The sequence below is a fragment of the Streptomyces sp. R-07 genome, from assembly GCF_049913175.1.
GTDB lineage: Bacteria > Actinomycetota > Actinomycetes > Streptomycetales > Streptomycetaceae > Streptomyces.
Map to the genome: position 1 here is coordinate 5,856,557 of NZ_CP183978.1, position 22,367 is coordinate 5,878,923.

A 22,367-nucleotide genomic window follows, 5' to 3' on the forward strand; every position below is an offset into this window, starting at 1 on the left:
GGCGGGACGGGTGGGCACACGGGACGGCGCCCTTCAGCGGCGCCTCCGCGTTCCGCGCCCTGACCCGCACCACCAGTGCCCCGTCACTCGCGGTGCGGGTCCAGGCTCGGGAGCCTCGGGGCGCGGGCCCACAACGCGGGGGCTCAGCGCGTTACCCAGTGGCAGGCCACCGCCTGTGCCCCGTCGCCGGGGAGGACGGGTAGGTCCTCGCCGCGACAGCGGGACGCCACCGCCGCCGCCTCGCCCGAAGCGAGGAGCTGGCAGCGGGCGTGGAAGCGGCAGCCCGAGGGGATCCGGGACGGGTCCGGCGGTTCGCCGGTCAGGACCACCGGGGCGCCCTCCGACTCCGGGAGCACCGACAACAGCGCCCGCGTGTACGGGTGCTGAGGGTTCGTCAGGACGGACTCCACCGTGCCGGTCTCCACGACCCGGCCCAGGTACATCACCGCCACCCGGTCCGCGATGTTCCACGCGAGCCCCAGGTCGTGCGTCACCACCAGCGCGGACAGGCCCAGTTCGTCGCGCAGCCGCAGCAGCAGCGCCAGGATCTCGCCCCGTACGGACGCGTCAAGGGACGCCACCGGCTCGTCGGCGACGATCAGTTCGGGTTCCAGGACGAGCGCGCCCGCGATGACCACGCGCTGCCGCTGGCCGCCGGACAGCTCGTGCGGGTACCGGAGGAAGAACCGCTCGGGGGGCCGCAGACCCGCCCGCGCGAGGGCCCCGGCGACGGCCGCCCGCTCGTCCCCCTCGTAGCCGTGGATCCGCAGCCCCTCCGCCACCGCGTCGTACACGGTGTGCCGGGGGTTCAGCGACCCGCTCGGGTCCTGGAGGACCAGCTGCGCCCGCTTCCGGTAGGCCCTGAGCGCCCCGGAGGAGTAGGTGAGCGGCTTCCCGTCGAAGGCGACCGCCCCCGAGGTCGGCCGGACCAGGCCGAGCAGCGAGCGGGCGAGCGTCGTCTTGCCGCAGCCCGACTCGCCGACCAGGGCCACGATCTCGCCCGCACCGATGTCCAGGTCCACGCCGTCCACCGCGCGCGCGGGCGGTGCGCCCCGCCGCCCGGGGAAGGTGACGTGCAGTCCGCGCGCCGACAGGAGGGGGCGCGCGGGGGCCTCGGTGCTGATGACGTCGCCCACGAGGTCACTCATGACGTGCTCCCCACGTGTACGCAGGCGGCCCGGCGCCCCGCGCCCGCCTCCCGCAGTTCCTGGTCGTGCTCCGCGCAGGCGTCCACCGCCACCGGGCAGCGTGGATGGAAGGTGCAGCCGCCGGGCAGGTCGGCCGGGTCCGGCGGGTCGCCCGGCAGACCGCGCGGCGCCCGCCGGGACGCCGGGTCACCGATGCGCGGGAAGGCCGAGGACAGCGCCCGCCCGTACGGGTGCTCGGCCGCCTCGTACACCGCCCGCGCCGGTCCCTCCTCGACGACCCGGCCCGCGTACATCACGGCGAGCCGGTCGCAGGTGTCGGCGAGGACCGCCAGGTCGTGGCTGATCATCAGGAGGCTGATGGACTGCTCGGCGACGAGCCGCTCGATCAGCCGCAGGATCTGCGCCTGGATCATCACGTCGAGCGCGGTCGTCGGCTCGTCCGCGACGATCAGGCGGGGGTCGCAGGCGAGCGCCATCGCGATCATCACGCGCTGCCGCTGCCCGCCGGACAGCTCGTGCGGATAGGCGGCGGCACGGGCCGCCGGAAGCCCGACGTGTTCGAGCAGCTCGCCGACCCTCCTGCGGGCCGCCCCCGGGGTCGCCCGGCCGTGCACGAGCAGCGGTTCGGCGATCTGGTCCCCGATGCGGTGCACCGCGTTCAGCGAGTGCATCGCGCCCTGGAAGACGATCGAGGCGCCCGCCCAGCGGACGGCCCGCAGGCGCCCCCACGCCATGGCGAGGACGTCGTCGCCGTCGAGCAGGATCTCGCCCTCGATCCGTGCCGAGGCCGGAAGCAGCCGCAGCAGCGCGAGGGCGAGCGTGGACTTGCCGCAGCCCGACTCGCCGGCCACGCCCAGCTTGGTCCCCGGCTCCAGGGTCAGGTCGACCCCGCGCACGGCGGGCACGGCGCTCGCGCCGGAGCCGTACGTCACCTTCAGGTCCCGTACCTCCAGGAGGCTCATCGCCCCACCCCCAGCTTCGGGTTCAGTACGGACTCCACGGCCCGGCCGCAGAGCGTGAACGCGAGCGCGACCAGGGCGATCGCGATGCCGGGCGGGGCCAGGTACCACCAGTGCCCGGAGGAGACGGCGCCCGCCTCACGGGCGTCCTGGAGCATCCCGCCCCAGGAGACGACCGTCGGGTCGCCGAGCCCGAGGAAGGCGAGGGTCGCCTCGGTGAGGATGGCGGTCGAGATGCCGAGGGTGGTCTGCGCGAGCACCAGCGGCATCACGTTGGGCAGCACGTGCCGGGTCATGACGTGCCGGTGGCCACCGCCGAGTGCCGTCGCCCGCTCGATGTACGGGCGGGACTCCACCGCGATCGTCTGCGCCCGCACCAGGCGGGCCGTGGTCGGCCAGGAGGTCACGCCGATCGCCAGGACCACCGTCCACATCGACCGGGACATGACCGTGGCGAGCACGATCGCGAGCACCAGCGTCGGCATCACCAGGAACCAGTCGGTGATCCGCATGACGACGGTCGAGAACCAGCCGCCGTAGTGGCCGGCGATGATGCCCACCAGGGTCCCGATGGCGACGGAGAGGGCCGCCGCGAGCAGGCCGACGAGCAGCGAGATCCGGGCGCCCCAGATCAGCAGGCCGAGCAGCGAGCGCCCGAACTGGTCGGTGCCGAGCGGGAACTCGGCGCTCGGCGGCTCCAGGGCCGTACCCGGCGCCTCCGTCACCGACTGCACGTCGGAGCCGACGATCAGTGGGGCGGCGAGCGCGAGCAGGGCGATCAGGGCGAGGCCGGCGAGACCGTAGAGCCCGGCCCGGTGCGTGCGGTAGCCGCGCCAGAAGCGGGACACGGAGCTCTTGCGGCGTTCCCAGGCCAGAGAGGTCTTCGGAGAAGTCGTCGGAGAGGTCATCGGCCCACCCGGGGGTCGAGCAGCGGATAGAGCAGGTCGGCGATCAGGTTCATCAGGATCATCGCTCCGGCGAAGACCACGAACAGGCCCTGCACGAGCGGCAGATCGGGCACGCTGAGCGCCTGGTAGAAGAGCCCGCCGAGCCCCGGCCAGGAGAACACCGTCTCCACCAGGATCGAGCCGGCCGCCACATGGCCCAGGTTGATGAAGATCATGGTGACGGTCGGGAGCAGCGCGTTCGGCACGGCGTGCCGGCGCCGCACGGCGTCGTCCCGCAGCCCCTTCGCCCGCGCCGTCGTCAGGTAGTCGCCGCCCATCTCGTCGAGGAGCGAGGAGCGCATCACGAGCAGGGTCTGCGCGTAGCCGACCGCGACGAGCGTGACCACGGGCAGGACCAGGTGGTGGGCGACGTCCAGGACGTACGCGAAGCCGGTCTCGCCCGTGCCCGACTCCATGCCGCCGGTCGGGAACATTCCGGGGATCGGCCCCATGCCCACGGAGAAGACGATGATGAGGAGCAGTCCGAGCCAGAAGGAGGGCACCGACCACAGGGTCAGCGCGATCCCGGTGTTCAGCCTGTCGCCGAGACCGCCGTGCCGCCAGGCCGAGCGGGTGCCGAGCCACAGCCCGAGCGCCGAGTAGATCACCACGGCGACCCCCGTGAGCAGCAGTGTCGCCGGGAGCTTCTCCGCGATCAGGTCCCCGACGGGGGCGCGGAACTGGAACGAGGTGCCGAGGTCACCGCTCAGCGCCTTGGCGCAGTAGTCGGTGAACTGCTGCCACAACGGCAGGTCGAGCCCGAACTGGCGTCGCAGCGTGGCGAGTTGTTCGGCCGAGGTGGGCACGCCGTGGGTCATCGCCTTCACCGGGTCACCGGGGATGATCCGGAAGAGGAAGAAGCTGGTGACCAGTACGGCGAAGAGCGAGACGAGCGCGCCGCCCAGCTTCCCCGCCGCGTGGCGGAGATAGCCGAGGGAGGAACCGGTGCGAGGTGCGCCGTCCGTGGCGCGGGCCTTCTCGGCCCGCGCCACGTCGGCGGGGGTGCTTGCCGTCGTCACGTACTACTCGCGGTCGTCGGCGGTGGAGCGGCGGCGCAGACCGAGGAAGACGCCGAGGCCGACCACGACCACCACGGCCGCGCCGATGCCGACGATCACCCCGGTGGACGAGCCGCCGCCGGAGTCCTCGGCCTGTGCCGTGGGCACGGCCGACCACCAGCTCCAGTAGCCGTCCTGGCCCCAGAGGTTTCCGGCGGCCTCGGGCATGGTCGTGATGGACCTGATCTGGTCCGTGCGGTACGCCTCCAGGGCGTTCGGGTAGGCCATGACGTTCATGTACCCCGTGTCGTACAGCCGGGACTGCATCCGCTTCACCAGATCCGCCCGCTTGGCGGCGTCGTACTCCACCGCCTGCTGCGCGTAGAGCCCGTCGAACTGCTTGTCGCAGATGAAGTTGTCGGTGGCGCCGGAGTCCTTCGGGGTCGCCGGGAGCGTCCCGCAGGTGTGGATGGACAGGACGTAGTCCGGGTCGGGGTTGACCGACCAGCCGTCGAACGCGAGGTCGTAGTCGCCCTTGACCCAGGGGTCGGAGACGCTGTCCAGGCATTCGACCTTCAGGCCGATGCCGAGCTTGCCCCACCACTCCTGGAGGTACTTGCCGACGGCCTTGTCGTTCGGGTCGGTGGCGTGACAGAGGATCCGGAGCTCCAGCGGTCTGCCGTCCTTGCCGACCCGCTTGCCGTCGGCGTTCTTCCGGTATCCGGCGGCGTCGAGGACCTTCTCCGCCGCGGCCGGGTCGTACGCGCGCTTCTGCGCGGTCTCCGGCTTCCAGAAGTACGAGCCGAAGCGCGGCGGGATGTACCCCTCGCCCTCGACGGCGTGGCCCTGGAAGACCTTGTCGACGAGGGTGGCGCGGTCGACGGCGAGGAAGAGCGCCTTGCGCACCTCGGGGTCGAGCAGCGCCTTGTTGCCGTTGCCGAAGGTCTTGCCGTCCTGGGCCTTCGCGCCGGGGTTGGTGGCGAGGGCGTAGAAGCGGCGGCCGGGGGCGTCGTTGACCTTGATGTCCTTCTGGGTCTTCAGCGCGGCGGCCTGGGCCGGCGTCAGGTTCGGTACGAAGGACACCTCGCCCTTCTGCAGGGCCGCGACGGCGGCGTCCCCGTCCTTGTAGTACTTGAAGACCAGCTCGTCGAACTTGGGCGCGCCCCGCCAGAACTTCTTGTTCGGCTTGAGCTTGATGTACTGGTCGACCTTGAAGTCCGTGATGACGAAGGGGCCGTTCCCGACGATCGGGAAGGTCTTGTCGTTGTTGAACTTCGAGAAGTCGGTGACCTTCTCCCAGACGTGCTTCGGCACGATCGGCACGTCGAGGGCCGTCATCGTCGCCTGCGGCTTCTTCAGCCGGATGACCAGCGTCTGCGGGTCGGGTGCGGAGACCTGCGCGAAGTTGGCCGTGAAGCTGCCGTTGGCGGTGGCGGCGTTCGGGTCGGTCATCATCTTGTTGAAGGTCCAGGCCGCGTCCTCGGCGGTGGCCTGCTGCCCGTCGGACCAGGTCGAGTCCTTGCGGATCGTGTACGTCCACGTCAGCTTGTCGGCCGAGGACGTCCACGCCGTCGCCAGACCCGGGACCGTATGGGCGTCCTTCGGGTCGTAGTTCGTGAGGTACTCGTACGCCAGCCGGTGGATGCTGGTCGAGGTGAGCTTCTGGGCGAGGAACGGGCTCAGCGAGTCGATGCTCTGGGAGACGGCGACCGTGAGGGTGGTGCCGCCGGACTTCTCGTCCTCCGCCTGCGCGGTGCCGGGGACGACGACGAGGGAGCCCGCGGCGAGACCGGTGGCGAGCAGCAGTCGGAGGGCTCTTCGGGCAGGGGTGGGGCGGGGTGGAACCTTCGTGACCATGACCATGGGACGTGACCTCGCGTCGGAGTTACTGTCGTGGATCTTGGGCTGACGATGGGTGAAGCGAAGGTGTATCAGCGGTGGTCTGCCGTCGTCAACGATCCCTCAAACCCCTTGTGGACTGCGGGAACGCCAAGAGGCTCCGTATCGGTGAGCCGATACGGAGCCTCATTGGTCTAATCCTGTGACGCCCTACTGCTGAGGGGCTGGCGGCGCCTGCGGAGGCAGCGCCTGGCCCGGCTGGGCCTCGCCCTCGTCGTGCGTCCGGGGCTGCTGCTGCCAGTTCTGCGGGATGCCCGGCTGACCCGGCTGCGACGGGTACGGCTGACCCGCCTGGGGGTCGTACGGCTGACCGGGGGCGGGCTGGCCGGGCGCGAACTGACCCGGCATCGGGCCGGGTGCCTGACCGGGCATCTGACCCGGCATCGGCTGACCGGGCGGCGGGTACGCCTGCGGCGGGTAGGGCTGCTGCCCCGCCTGCGGCTGCGGCGGGTACGGCTGACCGGGCTGCGGCGGCTGGGGCGCGTACGGCTGCCCGGGAACCGGCTGCCCGGGCGCGAACTGACCGGGCACCGGCTGGCCCGGCGCGAACTGGCCGGGCAGGGGCTGACCGGGCCCGGGCTGGCCGGGCATCGGGCCGGGCGCCTGACCGGGCATCTGACCCGGCATCGGCTGACCGGGGGCGAACTGCCCCGGCACCGGCTGGCCGGGCATGGGCTGACCCGGCATCGGCTGACCCGGCCCGTACTGCTCCGGCATCGCCTGGCCCGGCATCGGCGGGGCCATGTGCGGAGGCATCGCCCCCTGGCCGTCACCGGTCCACAGCCCCTGCGCCTGCTGCGCCCGTACGAAGTCCTCGGCCACCATCGCCGAGAGGTGGAAGTACGCCTCCCGGGTCTTCGGCCGCATCATGTCGAGGTCCACCTCGGCGCCGGCCGACAGGTGCTCGTCGAAGGGCACGACCACGACACCGCGGCAGCGGGTCTGGAAGTGCTGCACGATGTCCTCGACCTTGATCATCTTGCCGGTCTCACGGACACCCGAGATGACCGTGATGGAGCGCTGCACCAGGTCCGCGTAGCCGTGCGCGGAGAGCCAGTCCAGGGTGGTCGAGGCGCTGGAGGCGCCGTCCACGGAGGGCGTGGAGATGATGATCAGCTGGTCGGCGAGGTCGAGGACCCCGCGCATGGCGCTGTAGAGCAGACCCGTACCCGAGTCGGTGAGGATGATCGGGTACTGCTTGCCGAGGACGTCGATCGCCCGCCGGTAGTCCTCGTCGTTGAAGGTCGTCGAGACGGCCGGGTCCACGTCGTTGGCGAGGATCTCCAGACCGGACGGCGCCTGCGAGGTGAACCGGCGGATGTCCATGTACGAGTTCAGGTACGGGATCGCCTGCACCAGGTCGCGGATGGTCGCCCCGGTCTCGCGCCGCACGCGTCGGCCGAGCGTGCCGGCGTCCGGGTTGGCGTCGATCGCCAGGATCTTGTCCTGCCGCTCGGTCGCCAGGGTCGCGCCCAGCGCGGTGGTCGTCGTGGTCTTGCCGACGCCGCCCTTGAGCGAGATGACCGCGATCCGGTAGCAGGAGAGGACCGGCGTCCGGATCAGGTCCAGCTTCCGCTGCCGCTCCGCCTCCTCCTTCTTGCCGCCGAGCTTGAAGCGGTTGGCGGCCCCGGGGTTCCGGCTGGACTTGGGCTTCTGCTTGTTGTTGCGAAGCAGCCGGTCCGAGGAGAGCTCGACGGCCGCGTTGTAGCCGAGCGGAGCGCCCGGCACGGACCGCTCCCGCTGGTCGTGCGTCACCGGCGAGGGCCAGGCACCGCCGGTCCGGGGATCCACGGGCGGCTGACCGTCGTACATCGGCTGCGGGGCCTGAGCGGCCTGCGGGGGTACGGCTCCGGGGTGCGGGTAGCCGTAGCCGCCCTGCGCCTGCGGCGGCACACCGCCGGGCGCCCCGGGCTGCTGCGGATAGCCGTAACCGGCCTGCTGCGGAGGCGTCCCGGGCTGCGGGAAGCCGTAACCGCCCTGCGGGGCCGGGGCCGGGGGCTGGGGGGGCTGCGGGGCCTGGGACTCCTGCGGCGCCTGCGGGTAGCCGTAGGCGCCCGGTGCCTGGGGCTGAGCCTGCGGCGGTACGGGACCGGGCGTGCCGGGCGCCTGGGCCGGCCAGGCGGCGGTGGGCGGCAGCGGCGCGGCCGGCGGCACCGGCTGGGCCCCCGGGGCGGGCTGCGCGGGCCACTGCTGCGCGGGCTCGGGGGCGGCCGGCTGGAACGACGGGGGCAGCGGAGGCAGCCCCGCTCCGGCCGCGGCTCCGGCGTGCGGGCCCGCGGGCGGGTACGGCGCGGAGTACGGCCCGGGAGCGGCGGCGGCGTCCGGGTACGGGGCGCCGGGGAAGGGACCCGGAGCGGTGGCCGGGCCGCCCGCCTGCTGTCCGGCGGTGTCGTACGGACCGGGAACCGGACCGGGACCGAAGCCCTGCGGCGCGTCGGCGGCCGGGTACGCGGCGGGGAGGGGGACGGCGCCGGGAGCGGCGGCCGCGGTCTCGGCGCCGGCCTCGGGGCCGGTCTCCGCACTCGGGTCCGTGTCCGTGTCCGTGCCCGTCTCCGTCTCCGTCTCCGCGACGGGTGCGGCCGGCTCGACCTCCGGGCTCGTGGTGTCGTCGGTGGCCTCGGTCGTCTCTTCGCCGCCCGAGGTGTCCGACGCGGTCGGCTCGGTCGCGTCGACGGCCACGGCCTCGTCGTCGGCGCTCGTGGAAGGCTCGTCAGAGAGTTCGGCGGCGGTCCCGGTCTCGGCCGCTTCCGTGGCGGCGAACTCGTCAGGGGCCGCGGGGGAGTCCTGGCCGGCATCCGTCGTCGCACCGGACGGCTCGGCGGCGTCCGCCTCTTCGGCGGTGCCGGACGTCGTGGACCCGGCGGAGTTCTTCGCGTTCTCCGCGGCGCGCTCCTCGACCTCGCGCTGGAGGGCGGCGGGTGAGAAGCGCATCGTGGCGCCGCTCTCGACGTCCCGGCCCCCGAGCGAGGCCGCGGGCGCGGTCGTCTCCGGCGCGGGCGCCGGGACGGACGGCAGGGAAGCGGGCGGCACGGCACCACCAGGCACGGCACCACCAGGCACCGCACCACCAGGCAGCGAGGCACCCGCCACAGGCGCGCCCGGCGCGCCGACCGGGGGGACCCCGACCGGAGGCATAGCGGCGGCCGGCGGTACCGGAGCGGGAGTGAAGGGCGCGACCGGCTCGACCGCCGGAGCAGGAACGGGCGCCGGCGCGACGGGCGTCACCGGAGGAACGGGCGACACCGGGGGAGCGGCGGCCGGGGGAACGGCGGCGGGCGCCGCCGGCGGGCCGGCGGCGCGATGTTCCAGCTGGGCTCGAAGCCGCTCCCCGCCGGGAGCCCCGGCACGGCGACCGGCGCTCCGCTCGGCGGCGGGGGAGTGGCACCGCCCGCCCCCGTACCGCCCGACGCGTTCTGCGTGTACCAGGCGGGCGGGGTGTAGTCGATGGTGAACTCACCCGTCATCTCGGCGGGATCCGCGTCGGACTGATCGTCGGCGGGCGGATTCCAACCCCCGTGGATCTCGTCGCGATCGCTGTTCACTATGCCTCCTGGTGTGGTCGAGCACCCTTGTGCCGTTGTGGGCGGGGCCCTTCCACCCTAATCGCCACGGGCCGCCCCCGGGCAGGGCCGACGGCCCCTCCGCGCCCGCCCCCGCGACCCGGTCCGGGCCCCAAGTGGTCCGGCCGCGCCGCAGAGTGAGAACCCCCACCGTTCAAAACGATGCAAAAACGGACGCACTTGAGCGAACTCGTGCCTGGCGAGGCCGCTCAGTCCATCCGGCGCGCGCCGCCCAACAATCCGGTCTCGGCGTCCGTCGCCTGTGTCATGACGAACTGGCGGTCGCTCGGCGTGCACCAGAGGGTCACCCCGTCGGCGAGCGTGGACAGCGCCTCGTACTCGTGCTGCGGCAGGCTCATGATGCGGCCGATCTGGGCCGCCTCGTCGGGGGACACCCGCTGGACCCCGACCAGGGAGGACTTCTCCAGGAGCCGGGGTGCCACCGGGCTCAGGTAAGGCAGCAGCGTCACCACCGACTGCCAGGGCGCCGACACGACACGGCCGCGCGGCGGCCGCATGCCGCAGTCGCGCACCACGACCACCGGACTGCCCGCCGACGCGCCCTGCGGCGGCACCCGGCCCACGTCGTGCAGCGTGATGCACGGCTGCCCGCCGCCCGCGGCCTGCGCGAGGGCCGTCCACGCCTGAGCGCGGCCGGTCTCGACCGCCACCCGGGCGCCCGTCGCGGCCGCCCGCAGGGCCAGCACCTGGGCGGTCCACAGACCGCCGATGAGCGTGACGTCGTACGGGACGGGCCGGTTGATGCCGAGCACGGCCGGGCGGCCCTCGGCGTCCACGCCGATCACCATGCCGTCGTCGCCGACCGGCAGGGCCAGCGCCTCCAGCTGTTCCAGAGGTACGGAGTGCCGGTCGCGGCGCGGCCCGACGAGCCCGAATCCGAACCGGGGCCGCGTGACCCGCCCCGCACGCCGGGAGGAAGGCGCGCCCGAGGCCGGTGACGTACCGAAGGAGGCGGTGGACATCAGCGCGCACCCCCCAGCGGAAGCGTCGCCAGGATGCCGGGCACCTGTTCGCGGTCGAGGCGCACCAGACCCGTCCTCACTCCGCGCGCCGCACGCTCCAGTTCGTGCCGCGCGGCCACCAGTTCCTCGTCACTGCGTCCGGTGATCCGTACGTGTCCGGTCACCGTCACCTCCTGCCGGTCCCCGCCGCTCAGCGTCAGGCTGAACGTCGTCGCGAGCGCGGGCAGCGAGGTCAGCAGGGCCACCAGCTGCGGCATCGACGCGCCCGCGCCGCCGCTCCGGCCGCCCAACTGGGGCCAGCGCCCCACCCAGTACGTCGTGTGCCGCCGGTCGTCGACCCGCCAGGTCCGCGCGGTCTCCTGGGTCCGGCGCCCCTGCGCCTGCCCCCGGCCCGCCTGCGCGATCGCCATCGGGCTCGCGCAGCTCGACGTGGCGAGCGCCGAGGTCAGCTCCTGCTCCGTCAGCACGCTCGCCCGGAACCCGGCGCCCGCGAGCCGGCTCGCCAGCTGGTCCGCCGCCCGCACCACGCACTTCTGGGCGCCGGTCATGCCGCCGCCGCGCGCGGCGACCGCCTCCGGGCAGAGCTCGGGGTCGAGCTTGAGCGCGATCCAGGTGATGCGCACCGCGGGCGAACCCGTCTGCGCCTGGAGCGGCCCGTAGTTGCGGGCGGCCATCGACTGCGCGGGCAGGTGCGGCGCGGGCGCCGGCTGCGTGTGCTGCACGATCTGCGCCGACTCCAGGCGGATGCCGTCCACGCTCAGCACGTCGCGGACGAGCCCGACGGGCAGCGGCTTCGCCGCCCGCTCCGGGCGCAGCGCCGTGCCGTCCGACTCGACCCGCAGGACCGCGGTCAGGAAGGTGCCGTCACCGACCATCCCGACCGGGCGCCGGTCACGGTCGCTGTACGCGTAGGTCCGCAGCGCCGGATCGCACTCCACGAGCGGCGCGAGCCCCGGCTCGGTGCCCTCCGGCACCGCGAGCGAGGAGGCCCGGCGCGAGCGGGCGCGCAGCGCGAGGAAGGTGCCCAGCCACTCGGGCAGCGAACGCCGGTGCCGGCGCACCACGGCGAGCAGAACGAGCACGACGGCGACCACGCCCGCGGGCACGAGCAGCATCGGCTCGACGACCCAGGCGAGCAGCAGCAGCGCCGCCGCCACCTCGATCAGTACGAGCTGTTGCAATCGGAACGAACCGAAGTGTCCAGGGCGTGCCTGGAGTCTCGGTGAGACCGCGGGGACGGGCCCCGTGGACGGGGGTGTGGAGGCAGCGGCCGCGGCCGACCGCCTCCGCCTCGCGGAAGCCATGATGGAGAATCCCCCTCAATTCGTCCCGATGACCCTGGCCCGCCAGGGCTTTGGCGGCCGGATCACCCTACCCGCCCCACGAACCCCACGGGACAGCAGGCATAGTAGGGGGCCGGTCCGAAGGCCGGGGCCCGGGTGCACACCCCAGGAGCCCCGCGCGAAGATCGCGCCTGACGAGAATGGGGACTCATGGCATCGCGGCGGGACGAGCTCAACGCGTACACCTTTGCGAAGAAGCGCACGGTGGCGGCATTCCTCCAACCCTCGCCCTCCGGTACGGAGGAGGGGGCGCCGAAGCCGCTGAAGGCGGTCATCCCGGGTCTGATCGTCTCCGCGCTCGTGGTCGCCGGATTCGGCGCCTGGGGCATGTTCAAGCCCACCGCACCCAAGGGCTGGGACACCCCCGGCACCCGGGTCATCGTCGGCAAGCAGTCGACGACCCGGTACGTCGTCCTGGAGACCGGCAAGGGCAAGGACGCGAAGGCCCTGCTCCACCCCGTCCTCAACCTCGCCTCCGCCCGGCTCCTGCTCAACCCGGACCAGTTCCAGGTCATCCAGGTCGACGACAAGAAGCTCGACGAGGGCACGCCGCCGCGCGGCCCCATCCTCGGCATCCCGTACGCCCCCGACCGGCTGCCCGTCGCGGACGACGCGGGCACGAAGAAGCGCTGGGCCGTCTGCGAGCAGCCCGGGGGCGGCAAGGGCGCCAGTGTCCAGAAGGCGACGTTCCTCTTCGCCCGGCGCGACATGAAGCGGACCGAGGACGGCCACGAGCTGAAGAACGGCAAGATCCTTTACGTCAAGGGACAGAAGGGGAACGCCCAGTTCCTCGTCGACCACACCGGCACCAAGTACCCGGTGAAGGCCGACCGCCCCGGGCTCCTCAACGCCCTCGTCGGTCTCGGCAAGCCGCAGGCCGTCACCGACGACTGGCTCGCCACCCTGAAGACCGGCGACGAGATCGACTTCCCGAAGATCGAGGGGACCGTCGGCTCCGCCACCGACATCCCCGGCAGCAACCTCAACGGGACCGAGAACCGCGTCGGCCTGGTCCTCCTCGCCCAGACCGGCTCCGGCCCCCAGTACTACGTGGTGCTGCCCGGCAAGGTCCAGCCGGTCACCCCCTTCATCGCCTGGCTGCTCATCAGCTCCCCTGACTCCGGCAGCCTCGACATGGACGGCGAGCCCACCACCGTCGACGCCTCCTCCTTCGTCCCCGACCCCACCTTCTTCCACGCCGGCGCCCACTGGCCGACGGCGTGGAAGCCCCAACAGGTCAATGCGACCACCGGCGTGGGCGCCCGCGACACCGTCTGCAGCGTCCTCGACGACGTCGACGAGAAGGGGAACACCAAGGTCACCACCTGGGCCGGCACCGAGTACCCCGCCGACATCACGGCCGGCGGCACCAGCACGTACGTCACCCCCGGCACCGGCCTCCTCTACACGCAGATCCAGGGCCGGCAGAAGACGCCCGACGGCTCCCTCTTCCTGGTCACCGACACCGGTCTGCGGTACGCCGTCCAGGCCAACGGCGACAGCGACTCCGCCCGCTCCGAGATCGGCGCCGGCGGGCAGAAGCAGACCGACGACCGGCCGGAACCCAGCGACGCCCAGAAGCGTCTCGGGTACGAGAAGGTCGTGCCGGTCCTCGTCCCGATCGAATGGTCGGAGTTCCTGTCGAAGGGCCCCCGGCTCGACACCAACAGCGCGCGTCAGCCGCAGGGTTCCTAGGGGGTGGCACCGGTGACGACGACGTACCGTACGGTCGCCCTGCTCGCCGCGGGCACCCTCACGGCCCTGCTGACCGCTCCCGCCGCGGCCGCCGCCCCCGATCGGGCGGGCCACGACGGCCCGGCCCTCGACGGCAGCGGCGAGTGCACCTTCCCCATGAAGAAGCAGATCGAGGGCACCCCCTGGCCGCTCCAGCGGGTCCTCCTGGACGAGCTGTGGCAGGACACCAAGGGCAAGGGCGTCCGGGTCGCCGTCATCGACACCGGAGTCGACGACGTCAATCCGCAGCTGCGCGAAGCCGTCGACGCCAAGGCGGGCAAGGACTACCTCAAGCCCGACAAGAAGAACCCGTCCTACGGCGACGAGAAGCGCGGCAAGACCGACGGCACCGTCGACGAGGTCGGTCACGGCACCAAGGTCGCCGGCATCATCGCCGCCCGCCCCCGCAACGGCACCGGGTTCGTCGGCCTGGCCCCCGAGGCCAAGATCATCCCGATCCGGCAGAACGACGAGAAGAACAGCGGCAAGTCCGACACGATGGCCCTGGCGATCGACCACGCCGTCCTGGAGGGCGCGAAGGTCATCAACATCTCGCAGGACACCACCCAGCCGCTGGGCCCCGACTCGCCCATGGCCAAGGCCGTGGCCCGCGCGATCGGGAACGACGTCGTCGTCGTCGCCTCCGCCGGCAACGACGGCATCGACGGCGCCCGCAAGAAGACCTACCCGGCCGCCTTCCCCGGCGTCCTCGCCGTCGCCTCCTCGGACCGCAACAACGAACGCGCCGTCTTCTCCCAGTCCGGCCCCATGGTGGGCGTCGCCGCGCCCGGCGTCGACATCGTCTCCACCGTCCCCGGCGGCGGCCAGTGCGTCGACAACGGCACCAGCTTCTCCGCCCCGTACGTCGCCGGCGTCGCCACCCTGCTCCGCGCCAAGTACCCGAAGTGGACCGCGGCCCAGATCGTCGCCCGGATCGAGCAGACCGCCGTCCGCTCGATCAACGGCCGGGACGACCACGTCGGTTGGGGTGTCGTCGACCCGGTCAGGGCGCTCGCCGACTTCCCCGGGACGCCGCCCTCCTCGCCCGTGCCCGACCCGGGCCCGCCCAAGCCGCCGGCTCCCGAGCCGGCCCGTCTGGCGCTGTCGGAGACGCCCCAGGAGCGCTCCGAACGGCTCGCCACCTACACGTTGGGGATCGGAGGTGTCCTGGTGGCCGTCGTCGCCGGGACGGCCACCGTGATCCGCGACAGCCGCCGCAGGAGGGAGGCCCGGTGACGCGCGTATCGGTCAAGTATCGGGACCTTCCTTTGCAGTTGGAACTGTCGCCGTCAATGGCTACAGTGACCGCTGGGGGCACGGCAGTGCGAACCCAGCACGGGGGCGGCATCAGAAGATTCCCGTCCGCATCACGACCGGAAGGCCCGACGGCCCGTCCGTCGCAGCCACCGAAGGAAGAAGGGGCAAGATGTCGAAAGACCTGAACGTAACCAGTGCCGAACAAGTCAAGCTCGCCGGCCGGATCCAGGACTTCTCCGACGAGCTCCAGGCCCGCATCACCTCCCTCAACGGCGTGGTGGACCGCATCCAGGCGGGCTGGCAGGGCGCTGCGAGCAAGGAGTACGACCGGGTCCAGAACGACCTGAACCAGCGCCTGCGCAACATGCGTGCCGAGCTCTCGAAGCTCGAGGAGATCATGCGCATGAGCGCCGACGGGTTCACGCAGGAGGAGGAGGACCGTCTGCGGTCCTTCCGTCAGATGGACAACAGCTCGGGCGGCCAGAGCGCCATCCTCGGCATGGCCTGAGCCGTCCGACCCGACCAGTCCTCCGCGCCACTCTCACTCCAGGAGTCATCACCATGACCACTGCGGTCAATTACGACACCGTGACGCAGGCGGCGGCCGACACCCGCCTCACCTCCAGCACGCTGAGCCAGAAGCTCGACGACCTCATGGCCGAGGTCAACCGCGTCGCCTCCAACTGGGAAGGTGAAGCGAAGATCGCCTACCGCGAGAGCCAGGACCGCCTGACCCGCGACATGGCCGGCATGAACCAGGACCTGGCGCGCATCGCCCGGCTCCTCGACGAGTCGGTCTCCGGCTACCAGGACACCGACAAGGGCAACGCGGCTCGCTTCCGCATGATGTGAGTCCCCGCGAACGCGCGTGAGGGGGTGGCCCGTTCCGACGGGCCACCCCCTCACGCGTACCCGCGGTCAGCGCAGGTCGAACTCGCCGTCACGGGCCCCCAGCACGAACGCGTCCCACTCGGCCTTCGTGTAGCGCAGCACCGTCTCCTTGTCGAGGGACGAGCGCATCGCCACCGCGCCCTCGGGCAGCCGCGCGATCTCCACGCGCTCCTCGTCCGGGCTCGTCCCCGGGGCGCCCTCCCACTCGACGCCGGAGATGTCGAGCGCGTACAGCTCCTCCTTCTGGCGCTGCTTCTCAGCGGCCAGAGCGGCGTCCGCGCTCTCGGTGATGGTCTCGTGGGCGTCGGTCATCGGCGCGTTCCCTTCGCGGTGGTACGGCGGTCCCTCCCACAGTAGTGGGAGGGACCGCTCCGCTCAGTGCTGTTCCGGCAGCCAGCCCAGCTGCACCAGCGGCGTCCCGCGCTTCCGCGACACGAACGTGCCCCGGCCCGGAGGCATCGGCCGCGCCCGGACGCTGCCCAGGATGTCGCCCTCCTGCGGATCGCCGGAGAGGATCACGCCCTGCGCGCCCAGCTCCCGCACCCGCTGCATGAACGGCTCGTACATCGCCCGGGAGGCACCCGCCTGGCTGCGCGCCACGATGAACCGGATGCCGACGTCCCGCGCGAACGGCAGGTTCTCCACCAGGACCGCCAGCGGGTTCCCCGAGTTGGTGGCCACCAGCTCGAAGTCGTCGACGATGACGAACAGTTGCGGACCCGACCACCAGCTGCGGTCCCGCAGCTGCTGCGGCGTGATGTCGGGCTTCGGCGCCCGCTTCGTCATCACCGTGTTGATCGCGTCCATGTGCATCTGCATGGCCGAGGCCATCGGCGCGTACTCCAGGAGGTGCGAGGGCGCCACGGCCTCCAGCATCGTCCGCCGGTAGTCACCCACCACGATCCGCGCCTGGTCCGGCGAGTACCGCTCGCACAGCTGCTTGGCGATCAGCCGGAGCAGCGCCGTCTTGCCAGACTCGCTCTCGCCGAAGACCAGGAAGAACGGATCCGACTCGAAGTCGACGAACACCGGCTCCAGGTTCGTCTCGTCGATGCCGATCGCGATGCCGTGCTGCGGGTACTCGAAGCCCTTCGGCAGCTGCTCCGCCGGCAGCCTGCGCGGCAGCAGCCGCACCGCCGGGGCCGGCGCCCCGGTCCAGCTCGCCTTCACCGCCTGGACGAACGCCGCCGTGCCGTCCGCCAGGTCGGCCGCCGAGCTCGACCCGTCGATGCGCGGCAGTGCCCCCATGAAGTGCAGCTTCTCCGGCACCTGGCCGCGCCCCGGCACGCCGGTCGGCACGTTCGCCGCGACCTTCCGGTCGAACTCGGAGTCCATGACGTCACCGAGCCGCAGTTCGAGCCGGCCCAGCATCTGGTCCTTGAGTGCCGCCCGCACCTCCATGTACCGGGCTGCGGTGATCACCACGTGGATGCCGTAGCCCAGACCGCGCGCCGCGATGTCGGCGACGATCGGCTCCAGGGTGTCGTAGTCGTTGCGGAAGCCGCCCCAGCCGTCCACGATCAGGAAGACGTCGCCCCAGGCCTCGCCCGGCAGTTCGCCCGCCGCCCGCTTGCGCCGGTAGGTCGCGATCGAGTCGATGGAGTGCGAGCGGAAGAACTCCTCCCGCCGGTTCAGGACGCCCATGACCTCGGCGACCGTCCGGCGCACCCGCTCCGGGTCGAGCCGGGACGCCACCCCGCCGACGTGCGGCAGATCGGCCAGCGAGATCATGCCGCCGCCACCGAAGTCCAGGCAGTAGAACTGCACTTCGGCCGGGGTGTGGGTGAGCGCGAACGAGGAGACCAGCGTCCGCATGATCGTCGACTTGCCGGACTGCGGACCGCCGACCACCATCATGTGACCGGCCGCGCCCGAGAAGTCCCGGTACAGCACCTCGCGCCGCTGCTCGAACGGCTTGTCGATGAGCCCCAGCGGCACCGTGAGCCCGCCCTGACGCGTGTACTCCGTCGCCGTGAGCCCCCGGTCCGCCGTCTGCGCCAGGCCGGGAAGCAGCTGGTCGAGCGAGGGCGCCTGGTCGAGCGGCGGCAGCCACACCTGGTGCGCCGGCACGCCCTGGCCCTCCAGGCGCCGCACGATCACGTCGAGGACCGTGTCCGCGAGCGCGTCGTCCTCCTCGGCGCGCTGCGCCGTCAGATAGGCCGGGTCCGGCGCCGCGTACACCACCGGCACCGGCGCCGCCGTGAACAGCGCGGGCCGCCGCTCCACCGGCAGCTGCCCGATCTCCAGACGCGGCCCGCCCGTCCGGTACGTCCCCGAGACGTACGCCGCCTTGAAGCGGGTCATCTCGTCCGTACCGAACTTCAGATAGCCGGAACCGGGCACCGAGGGCAGGTGGTACGCGTCCGGCACGCCGATCGCCGTCCGCGACTCCGCGGCCGAGAAGGTCCGCAGACCGATCCGGTACGAGAGGTACGTGTCCAGGCCGCGCAGCTTGCCCTCCTCCAGGCGCTGCGAGGCGAGCAGCAGGTGCACGCCGAGCGATCGGCCGATGCGGCCGATCTGGATGAACATGTCGATGAAGTCAGGCTTGGCGGTGAGGAGTTCGGAGAACTCGTCGATCACAAGGACCAGCGAGGCCAGCGGCTCCAGGGGAGCACCAGCCGCCCGCGCCTTCTCGTAGTCGTGGATGTTCGCGTAGTTGCCCGCCGAGCGCAGCAGCTCCTGCCGCCGCTGGAGCTCGCCGCGGATCGCGTCGCCCATGCGGTCGACGAGCGTCAGGTCGTCGGAGAGGTTGGTGATGACCGCCGCCACGTGCGGCATCTGCGACATGCCGGCGAAGGTCGCGCCGCCCTTGAAGTCCGCGAGGACGAAGTTCAGCGTCTCCGAGGAGTGCGTCACCGCCAGACCGAGCACCAGCGTGCGCAGCAGCTCCGACTTGCCGGAACCCGTCGCGCCGACGCACAGACCGTGCGGGCCCATGCCCTCCTGCGCGGCCTCCTTCAGGTCCAGCATGACCGGCTGGCCGTCCTCGCCGACACCGATCGGCACCCGCAGGCGCTCGGCCACCGAGCGGGGCCGCCAGGTCCGCGTCACGTCCACCGAGGCCGCGTCGCCCAGGTTCAGCAGATCCGTGAAGTCCAGGTTGGCGAGCAGCGGTTCGTCGTCGTCCCCGCCGCCCATCCGCAGCGGCGCCAGCTGCCGGGCGAGCGCCTCGGCCGCCGGCAGCGAGATGCCGTCCGGCAGCCCCTCGTACGCGAAGCCGCCGCCCGACTCCAGGCGCAGCCGGCCCGGCCGTACCACCACCGAGAGACCACCGCGCGGCTCGTCGAGCTCGCCGGAGACGACCTCCACGATCGTCACGCCCTGGAGGCCCTCGGGGGCCGCGAGCAGCGAGTCCGGCGGCACCATCCCGCCGTCCAGGACCACCACCACGTGCGGCTGGTCGAGCACCGGCTGGTTCTCCCGGGAGAACCGCGGCCGCCCGTCCAGCCGGGAGCGCACGAGCTGCTCCAGGTCACCGAGGTCGTCGCCGAACAGGCGCTTCGTGCCCGCCCCGTCGACCTGCCCCGGCACCTGGGTGTGCGGCAGCCACTTCGTCCAGTCCCAGCGCTCCTGCGCGGGCCGCGCGGCCACCACCGCGAGCATCAGGTCCTCGGGGGAATGCAGCGTCACCAGCTGCGCCACGAGCGCCCGTGCCGCCGCCTGCGCCGACTCCGGGTCGCCCGACACCGTCACGTGGTAGAAGGCGCGCATCGAGACCGCCATCGGCAGCCCGTCCAGCGTGCCGTGCACCGCCAGGAACTGCTGCATCGCACCCGCACACAGCGGCTCCAACTCGTCCACCGGAGCCGTGTCCGGCGCCACGAGCGGGGTCGACAACTGCTGTGCTCCGAGCCCGACCCGCGCCTGCCCGAAGTCGTGGTCGCCGACCCGGCGCTCCCACACCCGCGAGCCCTCGGCCACCACCGACCACAGCTGCTCGGGGGAGGGGTGCAGGAACAGCTGGGCGTCCCGCTGCTTGCGCGCCGTCCGCCGGACCGTACGCCGGGTCTGCGCGAGGTATTTGAGGTAGTCGCGGCGGACATCGGCCATTTGCCCCTGCGTACCGCGACGGAATCTCACGAACTGGGCGATGGCCATGCCGACCGTCGACGCGAGCATCAGCGTGCCCATGATCCGCATGATCGGCGACGGCGTCATGAAGAAGAAGACGACCGAAGAGCCCATGCCGAGCATCGGCAGGAGCTGCATCAACGCCGACTCCTGCTGTCCCCGCGGAAGTTCCGGCGGAGACTCCAGGACCAGTTCCTCACCGGGCACTTCCGGAGGAAGAGACCTCGGCGGGCGTTTGACGACGATCTGGCTCACCGGCGCATCAATCCCTCGTTGGAGGCGGGCTCGTGGCGGGAGCATCCGCACGCCACCCCTGTCGGCAGCCGAGTGCGCGGACTTCCCCCATGGGACGGCGATCCTACTTGCAGCCCCCACCGGCCGTCCCCGGTAGGGTGGCGCGCGCATCGTGCGCAACCGCGAATCAGGGGGTCCACACACGTGAGTACGACCGCAGCGACCGGCTTCTGCCGCGTCACCGTCGTGGCGCCGGACAGCCGCATCGACGTCGCGCTCCCCGAGGACATCGCCGTCGCCGACGTCTACCCGGAGATCCTGCGCCTCACCGGGCAGACCCAGGCGGCGGGCACCCCGACCGGCTACCACCTCGTCCGCCGCGACGGATCCGTCCTCGACGGCGCCCGCACCCTCGCCGCCCAGCAGGTCCTCGACGGCGAGGTGCTCTCCCTGCGCCCCTTCGCCCAGTCCCTGCCGCCGGCCGTCTACGACGACGTCTCCGACGCCGTCGCCTCCGCCGTCACCCGCGACCGGCACCTGTGGAGCGACGAGCTGCTGCGCGGCGCCGGACTCCTCGGCGGCGTGCTGCTCCTCGTCCTCATGGGCTTCGTCCTCTGGTTCGCCGACCCGGTCCGCCACGACATGCACAGCCTCCCCGGGATCATCGCGGGCGCCGCCGGCTTCCTCCTCACCGCCTTCGCCGGCGTCCGCGCCCGCGTCTACGCGGACCGGGCGACCGCCGTCGCCCTCGGCCTCGGCGCCCTGCCGCTGCTGCTCATCGCCGGCTCCGGCATCATCGCCGCCGACCCGGGCCAGGGCCCCGGCCGGCTGCAGTTCCTGCTGGGCAGCGTGACCGTCCTGGTCGCCTCCGTGGCCCTCGTCGCGCTCACGCCCAGCGGCGACGCGCCGTTCGTCGCGGCCACCTTCCTCGCCGGCGTCGGCACCCTCGCCACCTTCCTGGAGATCCTCACCGACACCTCGGCCACCGAGACCGCCGCCGTCTGCGCGCCCGTCGCCATCGGCCTCGTCGCCTTCCTGCCCGGCCTCTCCGCCCGCTTCGCCCGCCTCCCCATCGGCTACGCCGCCCCGCGCAGCGCCGCCGACGACGAGTTCGCCACCGACCCGCAGCAGGGCGAGGAGGCCCAGCCCGTCGACGGCGAGCGCATCGCGCTCCAGGCCCGCCGCGGCCACGAGATGCTCCTCGGCCTGGTCGGCGGCTGCGCGGCCGTCGTCGTCGGCTCCGCCGCCGTCCTCGGCTTCGCCGGGAACGTCTGGGGCCAGCTCCTCGCCCTCGCCGCCGGCCTCGCGATGCTGCTGCGCGCCCGCCTCTTCCGGTACACCTCGCAGGTCGTCTGCGTCCTCGTCGCCGGCATCGCCGCCATCGCGCTGCTCGTCCTCGGCCTCTCCCTCAACCCGCCGGCCGACCTGATCAAGGACTTCCTGATGTACGGGGACCGGGGCGGCCTCGACATCCGGACGGTCTGGCTCACCGCCGCCGTCGCCGCCGGCGCCGCGCTGATCACCGCGATCGGCCTGATCATCCCGAGGAAGGGCCTCTCGCCCTTCTGGGGCCGGCTCCTCGACCTGGCCGAGGGCTTCGTCCTGCTCTCCCTCGTCCCGCTCAGCCTCGCGGTGCTCGACGTCTTCACCCAGGTCCGCTCCCTCACCAGCAAATGAGGGACCGGGCGACGGGCCCCTCCGCCGCCCTGGTACGCTGTGTGACGGCCGTTTGTGTACGCGCTCCCGGAAAGCCCCCGAGATCACTCGGAAGCCTCTGGAAGCTGCGCCCATCGGACCTTCGCCCGTCGAGTCACGGAAGCTTCCCCTGAGACCTAGACCAGGGGCACTCGCGGGCGCACGAACACCTATGAGGAGATCCGCGTGGCTCTCGACGCCGCTGTCAAGAAGCAGATCATGACCGAGTTCGGCACCAAGGAGGGCGACACCGGCTCTCCCGAGGTTCAGGTCGCGATGCTGTCGCGTCGCATCTCGGACCTGACCGAGCACCTCAAGCAGCACAAGCACGACCACCACTCCCGTCGTGGTCTGCTGATCCTGGTCGGCCAGCGCCGCCGCCTGCTGCAGTACCTGGCCAAGAAGGACATCCAGCGCTTCCGTGCGCTGGTCGACCGCCTCGGCATCCGCCGCGGTGCGGCCGGCGGCGCCAAGTAAGACGCCGTGAAGGGAGCGGTTCCCACTTTCAGGGGGCCGCTCCCTTTGCTGTACGTGCACAAAGTGCGCATCGGCACTTAGTCTGGTCGCACAACCCCATACGACGAGCGTGAAGCCGCCGGCCAGCCGCCGGTCCTCGGTAGTGGCCCCCGGAACCGAATTCCCGGG

Annotated in this window: 17 protein-coding genes; 6 read left to right on the forward strand and 11 right to left on the reverse strand. The window is 72.4% G+C overall.

Annotated elements, in window-relative coordinates; translation table 11 throughout:
- Positions 1-143: 143 nt before the first annotated feature.
- The 9 genes from ACN9M0_RS27030 to eccE form a co-directional block, all read right to left on the reverse strand.
- Positions 144-1,148 (reverse strand): ABC transporter ATP-binding protein, encoded by a 1,005-nt coding sequence (locus ACN9M0_RS27030; RefSeq protein ID WP_366041863.1) that lies wholly within the window; start codon positions 1,146-1,148, stop codon positions 144-146.
- On the reverse strand, positions 1,145-2,110 hold the full coding sequence (locus tag ACN9M0_RS27035) for an ABC transporter ATP-binding protein (protein WP_366041862.1): 966 nt from the start codon (positions 2,108-2,110) through the stop codon (positions 1,145-1,147). The genes ACN9M0_RS27030 and ACN9M0_RS27035 overlap by 4 nt, the downstream gene beginning before the upstream one ends.
- Positions 2,107-3,015, reverse strand: a complete 909-nt coding sequence (locus ACN9M0_RS27040; RefSeq protein WP_366041861.1) for an ABC transporter permease — start codon at positions 3,013-3,015, stop codon at positions 2,107-2,109. The genes ACN9M0_RS27035 and ACN9M0_RS27040 overlap by 4 nt, the downstream gene beginning before the upstream one ends.
- Complete coding sequence (locus tag ACN9M0_RS27045) at positions 3,012-4,073, reverse strand: ABC transporter permease (RefSeq protein WP_366041860.1); 1,062 nt, start codon at positions 4,071-4,073, stop codon at positions 3,012-3,014. The genes ACN9M0_RS27040 and ACN9M0_RS27045 overlap by 4 nt, the downstream gene beginning before the upstream one ends.
- A gap of 3 nt (positions 4,074-4,076) precedes the next feature.
- Positions 4,077-5,909 carry an ABC transporter substrate-binding protein gene (locus tag ACN9M0_RS27050; RefSeq protein ID WP_426405330.1) on the reverse strand — a complete coding sequence of 611 codons (1,833 nt, stop codon included), beginning with the start codon at positions 5,907-5,909 and terminating at the stop codon, positions 4,077-4,079.
- A gap of 192 nt (positions 5,910-6,101) precedes the next feature.
- The gene (locus ACN9M0_RS27055) at positions 6,102-8,981 is read right to left on the reverse strand and encodes an AAA family ATPase (protein WP_426404343.1); all 2,880 of its coding nucleotides are present in this window, start codon (positions 8,979-8,981) and stop codon (positions 6,102-6,104) included.
- Between the two features lie 191 nt (positions 8,982-9,172).
- Positions 9,173-9,493, reverse strand: coding sequence for an SCO5717 family growth-regulating ATPase (locus ACN9M0_RS27060; protein WP_426404344.1), 321 nt, complete (start codon positions 9,491-9,493; stop codon positions 9,173-9,175).
- 227 nt (positions 9,494-9,720) lie between these two features.
- Positions 9,721-10,494, reverse strand: a complete 774-nt coding sequence (locus ACN9M0_RS27065) for a hypothetical protein (protein ID WP_366041858.1) — start codon at positions 10,492-10,494, stop codon at positions 9,721-9,723.
- Positions 10,494-11,798 carry a type VII secretion protein EccE gene (gene eccE / locus ACN9M0_RS27070; protein ID WP_366041857.1) on the reverse strand — a complete coding sequence of 435 codons (1,305 nt, stop codon included), beginning with the start codon at positions 11,796-11,798 and terminating at the stop codon, positions 10,494-10,496. Before eccE ends, ACN9M0_RS27065 begins: the two co-directional genes overlap by 1 nt.
- 189 nt (positions 11,799-11,987) lie before the next feature.
- On the opposite strand from eccE, the gene eccB reads away from it, so the two are divergent.
- The 4 genes from eccB (at position 11,988) to ACN9M0_RS27090 (ending at position 15,680) form a co-directional block, all read left to right on the forward strand.
- A complete protein-coding gene (gene eccB, locus ACN9M0_RS27075) occupies positions 11,988-13,532 on the forward strand; it encodes a type VII secretion protein EccB (RefSeq protein ID WP_426404345.1) in 1,545 nt (514 codons plus the stop codon).
- Between the two features lie 12 nt (positions 13,533-13,544).
- Positions 13,545-14,807, forward strand: a complete 1,263-nt coding sequence (gene mycP, locus ACN9M0_RS27080) for a type VII secretion-associated serine protease mycosin (protein ID WP_426404346.1) — start codon at positions 13,545-13,547, stop codon at positions 14,805-14,807.
- Between the two features lie 190 nt (positions 14,808-14,997).
- Positions 14,998-15,336, forward strand: a complete 339-nt coding sequence (locus ACN9M0_RS27085; protein WP_366041854.1) for a WXG100 family type VII secretion target — start codon at positions 14,998-15,000, stop codon at positions 15,334-15,336.
- Between the two features lie 53 nt (positions 15,337-15,389).
- On the forward strand, positions 15,390-15,680 hold the full coding sequence (locus ACN9M0_RS27090) for a WXG100 family type VII secretion target (RefSeq protein WP_366041853.1): 291 nt from the start codon (positions 15,390-15,392) through the stop codon (positions 15,678-15,680).
- 66 nt (positions 15,681-15,746) lie between these two features.
- Here the strand turns inward: ACN9M0_RS27090 and ACN9M0_RS27095 are convergent, their stop codons facing one another.
- Both ACN9M0_RS27095 and eccCa read right to left on the reverse strand, forming a co-directional pair.
- Positions 15,747-16,031: a DUF397 domain-containing protein gene (locus tag ACN9M0_RS27095; RefSeq protein ID WP_366041852.1), complete on the reverse strand. Its 285-nt coding sequence runs from the start codon at positions 16,029-16,031 to the stop codon at positions 15,747-15,749.
- A gap of 63 nt (positions 16,032-16,094) precedes the next feature.
- Entirely contained in the window at positions 16,095-20,048 is a 3,954-nt protein-coding gene (gene eccCa, locus ACN9M0_RS27100) for a type VII secretion protein EccCa (RefSeq protein WP_366041851.1), read from the reverse strand.
- A 183-nt stretch (positions 20,049-20,231) separates the two neighbouring features.
- On the opposite strand from eccCa, the gene eccD reads away from it, so the two are divergent.
- A complete protein-coding gene (eccD, locus tag ACN9M0_RS27105) occupies positions 20,232-21,704 on the forward strand; it encodes a type VII secretion integral membrane protein EccD (RefSeq protein ID WP_366041850.1) in 1,473 nt (490 codons plus the stop codon).
- Positions 21,705-21,908: 204 nt separating this feature from the next.
- Entirely contained in the window at positions 21,909-22,199 is a 291-nt protein-coding gene (gene rpsO / locus ACN9M0_RS27110; RefSeq protein ID WP_056565800.1) for a 30S ribosomal protein S15, read from the forward strand.
- Positions 22,200-22,367: the final 168 nt, after the last annotated feature.

Excerpts from the sequence above, each read along its gene's own strand:
- ACN9M0_RS27050 (WP_426405330.1), bottom strand. The coding sequence starts at position 5,909 with ATGGTCACGAAGGTTCCACCCCGCCCCACCCCTGCCCGAAGAGCCCTC.
- ACN9M0_RS27085 (WP_366041854.1), top strand. The coding sequence starts at position 14,998 with ATGTCGAAAGACCTGAACGTAACCAGTGCCGAACAAGTCAAGCTCGCC.
- ACN9M0_RS27065 (WP_366041858.1), bottom strand. The coding sequence starts at position 10,494 with ATGTCCACCGCCTCCTTCGGTACGTCACCGGCCTCGGGCGCGCCTTCC.
- ACN9M0_RS27095 (WP_366041852.1), bottom strand. The coding sequence starts at position 16,031 with ATGACCGACGCCCACGAGACCATCACCGAGAGCGCGGACGCCGCTCTG.
- eccE (WP_366041857.1), bottom strand. The coding sequence starts at position 11,798 with ATGGCTTCCGCGAGGCGGAGGCGGTCGGCCGCGGCCGCTGCCTCCACA.
- ACN9M0_RS27040 (WP_366041861.1), bottom strand. The coding sequence starts at position 3,015 with ATGACCTCTCCGACGACTTCTCCGAAGACCTCTCTGGCCTGGGAACGC.
- eccB (WP_426404345.1), top strand. The coding sequence starts at position 11,988 with ATGGCATCGCGGCGGGACGAGCTCAACGCGTACACCTTTGCGAAGAAG.
- ACN9M0_RS27030 (WP_366041863.1), bottom strand. The coding sequence starts at position 1,148 with ATGAGTGACCTCGTGGGCGACGTCATCAGCACCGAGGCCCCCGCGCGC.
- ACN9M0_RS27035 (WP_366041862.1), bottom strand. The coding sequence starts at position 2,110 with ATGAGCCTCCTGGAGGTACGGGACCTGAAGGTGACGTACGGCTCCGGC.
- ACN9M0_RS27090 (WP_366041853.1), top strand. The coding sequence starts at position 15,390 with ATGACCACTGCGGTCAATTACGACACCGTGACGCAGGCGGCGGCCGAC.